Annotated in this window: 9 protein-coding genes and 1 pseudogene; 2 read left to right on the top strand and 8 right to left on the bottom strand. The window is 68.6% G+C overall.

The genetic code is table 11. The annotated features are described in order from the left end of the window. Positions 1 to 2: 2 nt before the first annotated feature. The 8 genes and pseudogenes from AC5P09_RS09040 to AC5P09_RS09005 form a co-directional block, all read right to left on the bottom strand. Complete coding sequence (locus tag AC5P09_RS09040) at positions 3 to 1,679, bottom strand: pyridoxal phosphate-dependent aminotransferase (protein WP_493873332.1); 1,677 nt, start codon at positions 1,677 to 1,679, stop codon at positions 3 to 5. Positions 1,680 to 1,841: 162 nt separating this feature from the next. After that, positions 1,842 to 2,912: pseudogene (locus AC5P09_RS09035) on the bottom strand (aldose epimerase family protein); the annotation flags it as partial. Positions 2,913 to 2,959: 47 nt separating this feature from the next. Then, positions 2,960 to 4,204: a multiple monosaccharide ABC transporter permease gene (mmsB, locus tag AC5P09_RS09030; RefSeq protein ID WP_493873331.1), complete on the bottom strand. Its 1,245-nt coding sequence runs from the start codon at positions 4,202 to 4,204 to the stop codon at positions 2,960 to 2,962. Next, positions 4,201 to 5,751, bottom strand: a complete 1,551-nt coding sequence (gene mmsA / locus AC5P09_RS09025; protein ID WP_493873330.1) for a multiple monosaccharide ABC transporter ATP-binding protein — start codon at positions 5,749 to 5,751, stop codon at positions 4,201 to 4,203. The genes mmsB and mmsA overlap by 4 nt, the downstream gene beginning before the upstream one ends. Positions 5,752 to 5,784: 33 nt before the next feature. Continuing rightward, positions 5,785 to 6,897, bottom strand: a complete 1,113-nt coding sequence (gene chvE / locus AC5P09_RS09020) for a multiple monosaccharide ABC transporter substrate-binding protein (RefSeq protein ID WP_493873329.1) — start codon at positions 6,895 to 6,897, stop codon at positions 5,785 to 5,787. Positions 6,898 to 7,042: 145 nt separating this feature from the next. Then, entirely contained in the window at positions 7,043 to 8,011 is a 969-nt protein-coding gene (locus tag AC5P09_RS09015; protein ID WP_329341090.1) for a hypothetical protein, read from the bottom strand. Positions 8,012 to 8,120: 109 nt separating this feature from the next. Continuing rightward, positions 8,121 to 9,134, bottom strand: a complete 1,014-nt coding sequence (locus AC5P09_RS09010) for a zinc-dependent alcohol dehydrogenase (RefSeq protein WP_493873328.1) — start codon at positions 9,132 to 9,134, stop codon at positions 8,121 to 8,123. After that, entirely contained in the window at positions 9,131 to 10,288 is a 1,158-nt protein-coding gene (locus tag AC5P09_RS09005; RefSeq protein WP_493873327.1) for a mandelate racemase/muconate lactonizing enzyme family protein, read from the bottom strand. The genes AC5P09_RS09010 and AC5P09_RS09005 overlap by 4 nt, the downstream gene beginning before the upstream one ends. Before the next feature lie 477 nt (positions 10,289 to 10,765). Between AC5P09_RS09005 and AC5P09_RS09000 the strand changes: the two genes are divergently transcribed. Together AC5P09_RS09000 and AC5P09_RS08995 are read left to right on the top strand one after the other, a co-directional pair. Continuing rightward, positions 10,766 to 11,812, top strand: coding sequence for a LacI family DNA-binding transcriptional regulator (locus AC5P09_RS09000; RefSeq protein ID WP_493873326.1), 1,047 nt, complete (start codon positions 10,766 to 10,768; stop codon positions 11,810 to 11,812). A 174-nt stretch (positions 11,813 to 11,986) separates the two neighbouring features. After that, positions 11,987 to 12,991, top strand: a complete 1,005-nt coding sequence (locus AC5P09_RS08995) for an ABC transporter substrate-binding protein (protein WP_493873325.1) — start codon at positions 11,987 to 11,989, stop codon at positions 12,989 to 12,991. Positions 12,992 to 13,212 lie beyond the last annotated feature (221 nt).

Raw genomic sequence — 13,212 nt, 5'->3', positions numbered from 1 at the left:
GGCTACCCGGCCTGGCCCATCCCTGCCGCGTTCGGCCAGCTCTGGGCGTTGGGCCAGCCGGTCGCCGGGGCCGCCGTCAGGTCCTGTGCGGAGCTCGGGGCGGTCATGCCGCGGACCTGGGCCGCGGTGAGACCGCCGCGGGCCGGGACGCCCGGTGGGGTCTGCCCCATCGCGGCGGCGGGTGCGGCGGCCGCCGCGGGCATCGGAGCGGGCATGGGCGCGGGCGCGGGCATGGGCGCGGGCGCGGGCATGGGCGCGGGCCTCGGCGCCGGTACCGGAGTCGGGGCCGGGTAGCCGACCGGCTGCGGGGCTGCCTGGGCCACCGCCGGCATCGGCATCCCGGCCCCGAACGGCTGACCCGGCTGAGCGGTCTGCGCCGCGGCGGGCATCGGCATGCCGGCGCCGACGGACGGGGCGGATGAGAACCCCGGCGCGGCGGCCATGGCCTGAGCGGCGAGGCCCTGCATGCCCGCGCCGTTGGTGGCACCGACCAACCGGTCAACTGCCGCCGTACCCGAGCTGTAGCTGGTCCCTGTAGCCAGCTCGGGCACGGCGGCTCCCCTCCTGGTCCCGTAGAGCACCTGTTCCAGGCCGGACACCAGGCGACGCACGTCCACCTGGGGGCGCACCACGAGTCGCAGGAAGCGGCTTGAGGAGCCGATCTTGTTGCCGCACTCGCGGACGAGGATCCGGTGCTCGGTGAGCATCCGGTCCCGGACCACGGTGCCTTCGGCGCCCACCGGCAGGCGTACGAAGAGGAAGTTCCCCTGGGAGGGGTAGACGGTCAGGCCGGGCAGGTTCGCGAGCTGGCCGGCCATGTCCAGCCGGTCGCGGCGGACCTGCTGGAGGCTCTGCGCGTACTCGGCGCCGTGCTCCTTCAGGATGAACACCACGTGCTCGGCGAAGGAGTTGAGGTTCCACTTGGGGAGCATCGAGCGGATCCGGCCCGCCAGGGCCGGGTTGGCGACCAGGTAGCCGAACCGTATGCCGTGCAGGCCGAAGTTCTTGCCGAGGCTGCGCAGGACGACCACGTTGGGCCGCAGCATGGCCTCGTGGACGACGCTCGGCTCGACCTCCGCGTCCGCGAACTCCAGGAACGACTCGTCGATCACGACCAGGTCCAGGTCGGCCATGGCGTCCATGAACTGCACGACCGCGTGCTTGTGCAGGAAGCCGCCGTCGGGGTTGTTCGGGTTGCAGATGACGGCCACCCGGGTGCCGCGGGCGCGGATGAACTCGGCGTACTGGGCGAGGTCCAGGGCGAATCCGCTGGACTCCTGGAGCGGGAACATGTCGACCCGCTTGCCGGTCTCCATCGGCTGGTCGGTCCAGCGGCCGAAGGTGGGGACGGGGATGGCGAGGGACTCGCGCACCAGCAGGTGGTCGATCCAGGTGATGAGTTCGGTGGAGCCGTTGCCCATCGCCACGCACTGCGGCGGGAGTTGGAGCAGACTGCACAGCTCGGCCGTGATGGTGTCGGCGCTGCTCGGGTAGTACGTGATGATGTCCCGCAGCCGGGCCGCCATGTCGTCGAACATGGCGGGGGTGGGGAAGTAGGGGTTGCAGGGGATACAGAAGTCGACCGGCCCGGCCCCTTCGCCGCCCTCACGGGTCAGCGCCGCCATCGACGGGCTGTGCGCCGCGGTGCTGCGGAACAGCGAGGTGACGTTGTCAGCCAAGGGAGCCTCCGTATGGGGCGGGCCCGGTGGGGACGACCGGGCCCGTCGTCTTGGGTGGCCCGCGCGGGGGAGCACGGGCCGCCCTTACATACGGAGGCTGGGGTGGCGCTGTTCAACCGCTGAGAAACGGGTAAGAACTTGTGCGTTACCTGTGAAGAGGACTCACGCGTCGAACGAGTGCACCGTCGTCGTCCGGTACGTCTGCCCCGGCCGCAGCACGGTGGACGGGAACGACGGGTGGTTCGGAGCGTCAGGGTAGTGCTGGGTCTCCAGGCAGAGGGCGTCGCCCTGGCGGTAGACGGTGCCGCCGCTGCCCACGAGGGTGCCGTCGAGGAAGTTGCCGGAGTAGAACTGCAGGCCCGGCTCGGTCGTCGCGATCTTCATGGTCCGCCCGGAGGACGGGTCCTTCAGCGTCGCGATGTGCTCCGGCTCGCCCGTGATCCCCTTGTCGAGGACGTAGTTGTGGTCGATGCCCTTGCTGTACAGCAGCTGCTGGTGGGCGGCCCGGAGGTCCTCGCCGACCGTCTTGGGGCGACGGAAGTCGAAGGGGGTGCCCGCCACGTCCGCCATCTCGCCGGTGGGGATCAGCCCCGAGTCGACCGGCGTGTAGCGGGAGGCCGCGATCTCCAGCTCGTGGTCGTAGATGGTGCCGCTGCTCTCGCCGGCCAGGTTCCAGTACACGTGGCTGGTGAGGTTGACGACGGTGGCGTGGTCGGTGGTGGCCTCGTAGTCGATGCGCCAGTCGCCCTGCCGGGTGAGGGTGTAGGTCACCTTCGTCCTGAGCGTGCCGGGGTAGCCCATCTCGCCGTCGACGCTCGTGCGGTACAGGTACAGGCCGACGTCGGAACCCTCGGTGAACGGCTCGACGTCCCACACCCGCTTGTCGAAGCCCTGGGCGCCGCCGTGCAGGCTGTTGGCGCCGTCGTTGACGCTCACCTGGTAGCTCTCGCCGTCCAGGGTGAACCGGCCCTCGGCGATGCGGTTGCCGTAGCGGCCGATCAGCGCGCCGAAGTACGGGCTCCCCGCGACGTAGTCCTCGATGGTGTCGAAGCCCAGGGAGACGTTGGCGTACCGGCCCTCGCGGTCCGGGATCTCCAGGGACTGGACGACGCCGCCCCAGGAGAGGACCTTCAGGCGGGTGCCGCCGTTCTCCAGGGCCCAGCTGTGGACTTCCGTGCCGTCGGCGAGCTTGCCGAAGAGCGACTTCACCGGCTTTCTCCTGCCTCCCGTGGAAAAGGGCCCCGCCTGCCGGCGGGGCCCTTACGTGCTGGCGTGGTCGTTTACGAACCGACCTTGCGCTTGTTCCATACGTCGAATCCGACCGCCGCCAGCAGTACCAGGCCCTTGATGACCTGCTGCCAGTCGGTGCCGATGCCGACCAGGTTCATGCCGTTGTTCAGCACGCCCAGGACCACACCGCCGATGATCGCGCCGAGGACGGTACCGACACCGCCGCTCATCGACGCGCCGCCGATGAAGGCGGCCGCGATGGCCTCCAGCTCGAAGTTGAGGCCGGCCTTGGGCGAGGCCGCGTTGAAGCGGGCGGCGAAGACCAGACCCGCCAGGGCCGCGAGCATGCCCATGTTGAGGAAGACGAGGAAGGTGACCTTCTTGTCCTTGACGCCCGACAGCTTGGCGGCGGGCAGGTTGCCGCCGATCGCGTAGATGTGCCGGCCGATGATCGCGTTGCGCATGATGTAGCCGAAGCCGACGACCAGGGTGCCGAGGATCAGCAGCACGATCGGGGCGCCCTTGTAGCTGGCGAGCAGCATCGTGACGGTGAGCACCGCGGCCACCAGCGCGACGAGCTTGAGCGCGAAGAGCTTGGCGGGCGGCACCTCGAGGGCGAACTCCTGCTGCCGCTTGCGGTCGCGGAGCTCCTGGAGCACCACGAACACGATCACGGCGAGGCCCAGCAGCAGCGTGAGGTTGTGGTAGTTGGTGTCCGGGCCGACCTCGGGCAGGAAGCTGTTGGCGACCTTCTGCAGGCCCTCCGGGAACGGGCCGATCGTCTGGCCCTCCAGGAAGATCTCCGTGAGCCCGCGGAAGGTCAGCATGCCCGCCAGCGTCACGATGAACGACGGGATGCCGAGATACGCGATGAGGAACCCTTGCGCGGCACCGGCCGCCGCTCCGATGGCCAGACACATCACCAGGGCGATGGGCCAGGCGATGTCGTGGTTGACCATCAGCACGGCTCCCACCGCGCCCACGAACGCCGTCAGCGAGCCGACCGACAGGTCGATGTGGCCCGCGATGATGACGAGCATCATGCCGATCGCGAGGATCAGGATGTAGCTGTTCTGCAGCACCAGATTGGAGACGTTGCGCGGCAGCAGCAGGTCACCGTTGGTCCACACGGCGAACAGCACCACGATCAGACCGAGGGCGAACAGCATGCCGTACTGCCGCATGTTGCGGCGCATGCCGTCCAGCATCAGGTGCAGCAGGCTGTCACCGGTCGCCGAACCGCCCTTGCCGGGCGGCGCGGGGGCCGGCGTCTTGGCGGTCACGTCCGTGCTCATCGGGTTACCTCTTTGTCCTTTGTCATCTGGCGCATCAGTGATTCCTGCGAGGCCTCGGCCCGCGAGAACTCACCGGTCAGCCGCCCCGCGGCCATCGTGTAGATGCGGTCACACATGCCCAGCAGCTCCGGCAGCTCGGAGGAGATGAAGACGACCGCCTTGCCCTGGGCCGCCAGCTGGTCGATGACCGTGTAGATCTCGTACTTGGCACCGACGTCGATGCCGCGCGTCGGCTCGTCCAGGATCAGCACATCGGGACCCGCGAAGATCCACTTGCTGAGGACGACCTTCTGCTGGTTGCCGCCGGACAGCTTGCCCACCGGCTCGAAGACGGTCGGCGCCTTGATGTTCATGGACTTGCGGAAGCCCTCGGCGACCTGCCGTTCCTCGTGCTCGTCGACCACACCGCGCTTGGCGACCTTGCCCAGGGCGCTGAGCGAAATGTTCCGCCCGATGGTGTCGATGAGGTTGAGGCCGTAGTGCTTGCGGTCCTCGGTGACGTACGCGATGCCGTGCTTGACCGCCTCCGGGACGGACTTCGTACGGATCTCCGTGCCGTCCTTGAGGACCGTGCCGCCCGCGTACCGGCCGTAGGAGCGCCCGAAGACGCTCATCGCGAGCTCGGTGCGGCCGGCGCCCATCAGGCCCGCGATGCCGACGATCTCCCCGCGGCGCACCTGGAGCGACACGTCGTCGACCACCTTGCGCTGCTGGTCGATCGGGTGGTGCACGGTCCAGTTGCGGACTTCCAGGGCGGGCGCCCGGCCCTCCTCCGGCTCGTGCGGAGAGCGCTCCGGGAAGCGGTTCTCCAGGTCGCGGCCGACCATCCCGCTGATGATCCGGTCCTCGGTCGTCTCCGCGGCCTTCACGTCGAGCGTCTCGATGGTGCGCCCGTCCCGCAGGATCGTCACCGAGTCGGCGACCTTGCGGATCTCGTTCAGCTTGTGGGAGATGATGATCGCGGTGATGCCCTGCTTCTTCAACTCCAGGATGAGATCCAGGAGTTTGCCGCTGTCCTCGTCGTTCAGAGCCGCGGTCGGCTCGTCGAGGATGAGCAGCTTCACCTTCTTCGACAGCGCCTTGGCGATCTCCACGAGCTGCTGCTTGCCCACGCCGATGTCGGCGACGCGGGTCTCCGGGTGGTCGGAGAGACCGACCCGGCGCAGCAGTTCGCTGGCGTGCTTGAGGGTGTCGTTCCAGTTGATGAACCCGCGCGTGGCGTGTTCGTTGCCGAGGAAGATGTTCTCCGCGAGGGAGAGGTAGGGCACCAGGGCCAGTTCCTGGTGAATGATCACGATGCCGTGATGCTCACTGGCCCGGATGTCCTTGAACTCGCAGACGTCACCCTCGAAAAGGATCTCGCCCTCGTACGTGCCGTGCGGGTGGACGCCGGAGAGGACCTTCATCAAGGTCGACTTGCCGGCGCCGTTCTCCCCGCAGATGGCATGGACCTCGCCCTGCTGGACGGTCAGTGTGACGTCCGACAGCGCTTTGACGCCGGGAAAGGTCTTGACGATCGAGCGCATTTCCAGGACGGGTCCCGCCATGGTCGTGCCTTCCAATCACTAGGGGGGTGGCGGTTACTTCAGGTCGCTTTCCTTGATGTAGCCGGAGTCCACGACGACCGTCTGGTAGTTGGCCTTGTCGACGGCGACCGGCTCCAGCAGGTAGGCCGGGACGACCTTCGAGCCGTTGTCGTACGTCTTGGTGTCGTTCGTCTCGGGCTTCTTGTCGTTGAGCAGCGCGTCGACCATGTTCGAGGACACCTTGGCGAGCTCGCGGGTGTCCTTGTAGACGGTCATCGACTGCTGGCCCGCGATGATCGACTTCACCGAGGCGACCTCGGCGTCCTGACCGGTGACGACCGGCAGCGGCTTGCTCTTGGAGCCGTAGTCGTCCGACTTCAGCGCGGAGAGGATGCCGATGGAGATGCCGTCGTAGGGCGACAGGACCGCGTCGACCCGCTCGCTCTTGTAGGCCGAGGTCAGGATGTCGTCCATGCGCTTCTGGGCGACGCCGCCGTCCCAGCGCAGGGTGCTGACCTGGGTCAGCTTGGTCTGGCCGGACCGGACGACGAGCTGCTTCTTGTCGATGTAGGGCTGCAGGACGTTCATCGCGCCCTGGAAGAAGTAGCGGGTGTTGTTGTCGTCGTTCGAGCCGGCGAAGAGCTCGATGTTGAACGGGCCCTTCTTGCTGCCGTCCTTCAGGCCGAGCTTCTCGACGATGTAGTTGCCCTGGAGCTCGCCGACCTTCTCGTTGTCGAAGGAGGCGTAGTAGTCGACGTTCTCGGTGCCGAGGATCAGGCGGTCGTAGGAGATCACCGGGATGTCGGCGTCCTTGGCCTGCTGCAGGACGTTGTTCATCGACTTGTTGTCGATGGCCGCGATGATCAGCGCCTTGACGCCCTGTGTGATCAGGTTCTCGACCTGGGAGACCTGCTGGTCCGGGTCGTCCTCGCCGTAGACCAGCTTGGTCTTGTAGCCCTTGGACTCCAGGTCCTTCTTGACGTTGTTGCCGTCGGCGATCCAGCGCTCGGAGGACTTGGTGGGCATCGCGATGCCGATGGTGCCTCCCTTGGCGCTGTCGGTCGCCGTCTCGCTGCCGCCCTCGCCGCTCTGGCCGCAGGCGGACAGGGTCAGGGCGAGGGAGGCAGCGCCGGCTATGGCGGCGAGTGAGGCTCGGCGAGTACGCATGATCATCATCCTTGATGTGTGGGGCGGGCTCGGTCTGGCGATGCGGGGACGCTGCCTGGAGCGGTGCGAGGTGCTGACCGAAGAAGGGGTGTGTGGGATTGTGTGCGGCTGCGTGGTCTTTTGTGAAGGGGCGTTGTCCGGAACGTTATGAGGGCGTTTCGAACCGACGCAGATCGCCGGGCAGCCGGGAGCCCAGCGGAGCCATGTCGCCGTCCGCTCCGTGCCGTGCCAGCAGGTCCAGGGCGAGCCGGCCGCGCCGCACCCGTTCCCGGGCACTGTTCAAGGTCACGTCGCGCATGTGATGACCGTACGGGTAGATCCCCGGGGCCTTCGACAGGCCGAACTTCAGATAGATCGGTGCGCCGCGCCGGATCAGCTCGGCGACCTCGTACATCCGCACGTAGCCGCCGAGATCGTCGGGAGCCTCGATGTACATGTCCATGGGAGCGGCGGAAACCCGCCGGATCTCGGTGAGGTGATCGAGCGTCAGATCGCTCGGCACGTTGATCGAGTCGCCGCCGAGGTTCTCGTACACCGCGTACGCGGCCGGGTTCACGGGCCCAATGAGGGCGCTCACCTTGAGAGTCGTGTCGGCCGGGATGATCCCGGCCAGCCGCGCCCGGTGCAGCGTCCACAGCACGCCCTCGTCGGCGACCAGCAGACACTTGACGCCCAACTCGGTTGCCCGGACGGCGTCTTCGACGCATCCGGCGACCGCGTCGTGGCCGCGGGCGCGCAGGCCGCCGCCGCGCGAGTCGGTCCGGGTCGAGCCGCCGATGTCCCAGGTGCCGCGCGGGCCGGTGAACAGACAGAGCTCGATGTCACGCTCGTCGGTCGCCTCGACCATCTCGGTGATCTCCGAGTCGGTCAGCATCCACACACCGCTGCCCTGGCTGATCCGGTGGATCGGCACGTCGAGGCGGGAGGCCTCCTTCAGGACGACGGCCAGCGCTTCGGGACCCTCGCACGAGGGAACTTCGGTGCGCCAGCTGCCGCCGCCGGGGAAGGTGTGCGGTGAGGCGTCCGCGGGGTCGAGGGCGGGCGCGCCCAGGCCGAGGGTGGTGAGTGCCTGCTCACCGGGCCTGCGGGCCGCCGTGGCGGAAGCGTCGGTCACTGTCTGTCCTTCTGTTCGGTATTTCGGACGAAGTTCGCGGCTCAAGGCGTGGGGGGCTGGGTGTACGCCGGTACGGAAGCCGTCAGGTCGCCCCCGTACCGGCGTACGTCTAGGGGCGGAGCAGGACCTTGCCCACCTTCGGATCGCCGGATCCCACCAGCTCGATGGCCTCGGGGAACCCGTCGAGCGGCAGCTCGTGCGTGACCAGCGGCAACGGATCGAGCAGTCCTGCCCCGAAGACCCGCACCGTGTGCGCCCAGGCGTCCGGCGGCGCACCGAAGACGGTGTGCACCTCCAGCTGCCGTACGACCAGGTCGGTCGGGTCCAGGCCCTCGGCGCCCGGCGCCGGGATGCCCGTCAGGACCAGGCGTCCGCCGCGCCTGAGCAGGGAGGCGGCGGTGCGCGCGGCGGACGCGGACCCGGCGGTCTCGATGACGACGTCGAAGTCGTCGGGGAGTCCGGGGTCCGTCTGGTCCTTCGTGCGGAAGTCCGTGGCGCCGAACTGCCTCGACAGGGCCTCGCGGTCGTTGCGTGTGCCGACGACCAGCAGCTCCGCCGGGGAGCCCGCCTTCAGGAACTGCACGGCGAACATGCCGAGGGTGCCGGTGCCGACGACGGCCACCCGCTCACCCGGCCGCGCGTTCGCCTTGATCGCGGCCGCCGCGATACACGCGGCCGGCTCCAGCAGGGCCGCCGCCGTCAGGTCGGCGTCGTCCGGCAGGGCGTGCAGCAGCCGGGCAGGCAGGGTGAGGGTGGTGGCCATCGCCCCGGGCTGGGTGAACCCGGTCTCCTCGTACCCCGCCGTGCACAGGGTGGTCTCGCCCGCGTGGCAGCGGTCGCAGACCTGGCAGTTGCGGAAACCCTCCCCGACGACCTTCCGGCCGACGAGCGCCTCGGGGACCCCGGCGCCGACCGCTTCGACCGTGCCGGACCACTCGTGGCCCGGGGTCAGCGGGTAGCGGACGTACCCCTCGGGCCGGTTGCCCTGGTACACCTCGCGGTCGCTGCCGCAGATGCCGACGGCGTGGACGCGCACCAGCGCCTCGCCGGCGCCCGGCTCGCGGGGCGTGTGCGGGGTGAGGCGGTGCTCGCCGGGCGCCTCGACGACGACGGCCGTGCTCACTTGGCGCCCTTCGGCTTCCGCTGCTCCCAGCCCTCGGCCCACAGGTCGAACCGGGCCTGCTGCTGCGGGAACTCGGCGGCGGCGTCGACGTCCAGCTCGACACCCAGACCGGGGGCGTCGGAGAGGTGGAAGTACCCGTCGATCACCTCGGGCGCCCCCTTGATGACCTTCTTGATCTCCGCGTCCGCGAAGTCGTTGAAGTGCTCCAGGATCTTGAAGTTCGGCGAGGTGAAGCCGACCTGGAGGGAAGCGGCGGTGAGGACCGGGCCGCCGACGTTGTGCGGCGCGACCAGCACGTAGTGGGCCTCGGCGGTCGCGGCCAGCTTGCGGGTCTCCCAGATGCCGCCGATGTGACCCACGTCCGGCTGGATGATGTCCACGGCCTGGCTCTCGAAGAGCTCCCGGAACTCGATCCGGTCGTGGATCCGCTCACCCGTGGCGACCGGGATGTCGACCTTGGCGGCGACCTTCTCCAGCGCCTTCAGGTTCTCCGGCGGGCAGGGCTCCTCCAGCCACGCGGGCTTGAAGGGCGCGAGGTCCTTCGCCAGCCGGATGGCCGTGGCGGGGGAGAAGCGGCCGTGCATCTCCAGCATCAGCTCGGCGTCCGGCCCGATGGCGTCGCGCACGGCCTCGATGAGGGAGACGGCGTACAGGCTCTGCTGGTGGTCCAGCTCGAAGTGCCCGGTGCCGAAGGGATCGATCTTGAGCGCCTTGTAGCCGCGCTCCATGACTCCCTTGGCGGCCTTGTGGTACGCCTCCGGCGTCCGCTCGGTGGTGTACCAGCCGTTGGCGTAGGCCTTGACCTTGTCGGTGACCTTGCCGCCCAGGAGCTGCCACACCGGCACCCCGAGAGCCTTGCCCTTGATGTCCCAGCACGCCATCTCGATCACGGCGATGCCGGACATCACGATCTCGCCGGCCCGGCCGTAGTCGCCGTACTTCATGCGCTTGACCAGATCCTCGACAGCGAACGGGTCGGAGCCGAGAATGTGGTTCTGCTCCGCCTCGCGCAGATAGCCGAGCAGTGCGTCGGTGTGGCCCAGCATGCGGGTCTCGCCGACGCCGCTGAGTCCCTCGTCGGTGTGCACCTGGACGTAGGTCAGGTTCCGCCACGGCGTCCCGACCACGTGCGTGCTGATTCCCGTGATGCGCACGGTACTCCCTAAGTCCTTGGCTTGTTCGAGATATCGTCACTTGTTCGAAATGCTGTCGCGACAGTAAAGACGACCCGGTCGGAGTGTCAATGGTTCGAACCCACAACGGTTCCGGTGCGACGACCGGGGCGGCCGGCGACGGTCCGGTCGTCCCGGCTTTCACGTCCGCACCCAGGGACGTTACCGGTCACCCGCCGGTCGGGGCGCCCGTCCGGCGCGTTATCCAACCGTGACGACCACCCTGGCGCAGCCCTCTTGACCGACGGGAATTGTTAGCGCTCACAATGACCTCCGCATTCACCAGTCGTCGTCCCATGGCATCCAAGGAGGTGTGAGCGTCGTGTCGGCAGTGCCTCAACCCGCCTTCCCGCCCGGTGTCCTGGGGCTCTCCGGAACCCCGGCGTGAAGCCGACGGCGCGGAACCACCCGCCCGGCCCGCAGGACTCACCAGCAGCCGATCACCAAGGAGGTGCGGCCGTGAACCACACTCAGCTCCGGCCGCCCACCATGGCCGACGTGGCACGCCTGGCCGGTGTGTCCCACCAGACCGTGTCCCGCGTACTGGGGGATCACCCCAACGTGCGGGACGAGACACGGGCCCGGGTGCAGCGTGCGATCGAGGAGATGGGCTACCGCCGCAACTCCTCCGCACGGGCCCTGGTGACCCGGCGCACCCGCACCCTGGGTGTCGTCGCCTCCAACACCACGCTCTACGGACCGGCCAGCACGCTGTTCGCGCTGGAGGATGCGGCGCGTACCGAGGGATACGTCGTCTCGACGGTCAGTCTGCGCAGACTGACGGTGGAGACACTGTCCGAGGCCCTGGACCACCTCAGCCAGGGTGGGGTGGAGGGAGTGATCGCCCTCGCCCCGCAGCGGTCGGCGGTCGAGGCCCTCGCCGAACTGCGCCAGCCCTTCCCGGTGGTGGCCGTGGGAACGGGGACCGGCGTGGAGATCCCCAGCGTCAACGTGGACCAGCGCCTGGGCGCGCGGCTGGCCACCGGTCATCTGCTGGCCTCCGGTCACCGCACGGTCTGGCATCTCGCCGGACCCGAGGACTGGCAGGAGGCGGTGGACCGGGTCGACGGCTGGCGGGCGACCCTCGAAGAGGCGGGTGTCGAACCGCCGCTGCCGCTGGGGGGTGACTGGAGTCCGCTGTCCGGCTACCGTGCGGGCCAGGAACTGGCCGGCTGGGTGGGCCGTGGCCTGACCGCCGTCTTCGTCGCCAACGACCAGATGGCACTGGGGGTGTTGCGGGCTCTGCGTGAGGCGGGAGTGCGCACTCCCCAGGACGTCGCGGTGGTCGGCTTCGACGACATCCCGGAGTCGGAGTTCTTCGCTCCGCCGCTCACCACCGTCCGGCAGGACTTCGCGACGGTGGGCAAACGGAGCATTGCCCTGCTGCTGGACCTCATCGAGGGCCGGCCCCCCTCCGGGACGTCCCGCGTCGCCATCGAACCTCAACTCGTCGTCCGCGCCAGCACCTTCCCGTACGTCCCGCAGCCGGGGAACGCTCCCGGCTGACGCGGCACCAACCGCACCAAGCGCACTAACCGCACCAACCGCACCAACTGATCGACTTCCACCACCGGTGCGGACGAAATCTCGAACAATGATCGACAGGCTGGACGCAGTGCGGCCGGTCCCATCGAGTACCAGTGGTCCATCCCCGGACCGGCTCTTCAAAGGAGAAGACCCATGCTCAACAGAAGGAACTTCCTCACCGCGGCGGTCGGCGTGGCGGCTGCGACGGGCCTGGCGGCCTGCGCCAAGGAGGACGACAGCCCCTCGGGCTCCACCTCCGGCGACAGCAAGGCGCTCGTCCTCGGCTTCTCCCAGGTCGGCTCGGAGAGCGGCTGGCGCAGCGCCAACACCGACTCGGTCAAGTCGGCGGCCAAGGAGGCGGGTTACACCCTCAAGTTCTCCGACGCGCAGCAGAAGCAGGAGAACCAGATCTCCGCGATCCGCAGCTACATCACGCAGGGCGTGGACGTCATAGCCTTCTCGCCGGTGGTCGTCACCGGCTGGGACGCGGTGCTGAAGGAGGCCAAGGCCAAGAAGATCCCGGTGGTCCTCACCGACCGCTCCGTCGAGACCTCCGACGAGTCCCTGTACGTCACCCTCGTCGGCTCCGACTTCACGGACGAGGGCCGGCGCGCCGCCAAGATCCTGGAGAAGGTCCTGGAGAAGGCCGGCCACAAGGGTGCCGTGAAGATCGCCCAGCTGGAGGGCACCACCGGTGCCGCCCCCGCGATCGAGCGTGCCAAGGGCTTCAAGGAGGTCATGGACGCCGACCACGCGGACGACTGGAAGATCGTCGTCAGCCAGACCGGCGACTTCACCCGGGCCGGGGGCAAGCAGGTCATGGCCGCCTTCCTCCAGTCCAACCCGGACATCGACGTGCTGTTCGCGCACAACGACGACATGGGCATAGGCGCCATCCAGGCCATCGAGGCGGCCGGCAAGAAGCCCGGCAAGGACATCCTGATCGTCACGGTCGACGGCGTGAAGGACGGCTTCGTCGCCATGTCCGAGGGCAAGATCAACGCCATCGTCGAGTGCAACCCGCTGCTCGGCCCCCAGCTGATGGAGGTCGTGCAGAAGGTCAAGGACGGCGAGACGGTCGAGCGCTGGATCAAGACCAAGGAGAGCGACTTCATGCAGGACCAGGCCAAGGCCGCCCTCCCCACCCGCAAGTACTGACCGACCGCACCCACCGGCAGGAGCCTCCGGCCGACCGAAGCCTCGGTCGGCCGGGCCCGCTGGGCCTGCAGCGACTCGATTCGATGAGGAGCGCTGCCGTGACTCCACCCCACATGAGGGGGGCTTCCAACCCGAAGGTTGCGGTCCAGCCCGAACCGACCCCTTCCGGGGGCGAAACGAACGTAATACAGGCCAGGTAAGTGAATTTCCCCACTGGACAA

It is taken from the genome of Streptomyces sp. a15 (genome assembly GCF_059026085.1).
Note: the sequence above shows the minus strand (reverse complement) of the source record. Positions and strands in the feature narration are given on the sequence as shown.

Excerpts from the sequence above, each read along its gene's own strand:
- AC5P09_RS08995 (WP_493873325.1), top strand. The coding sequence starts at position 11,987 with ATGCTCAACAGAAGGAACTTCCTCACCGCGGCGGTCGGCGTGGCGGCT.
- mmsB (WP_493873331.1), bottom strand. The coding sequence starts at position 4,204 with ATGAGCACGGACGTGACCGCCAAGACGCCGGCCCCCGCGCCGCCCGGC.
- mmsA (WP_493873330.1), bottom strand. The coding sequence starts at position 5,751 with ATGGCGGGACCCGTCCTGGAAATGCGCTCGATCGTCAAGACCTTTCCC.
- chvE (WP_493873329.1), bottom strand. The coding sequence starts at position 6,897 with ATGCGTACTCGCCGAGCCTCACTCGCCGCCATAGCCGGCGCTGCCTCC.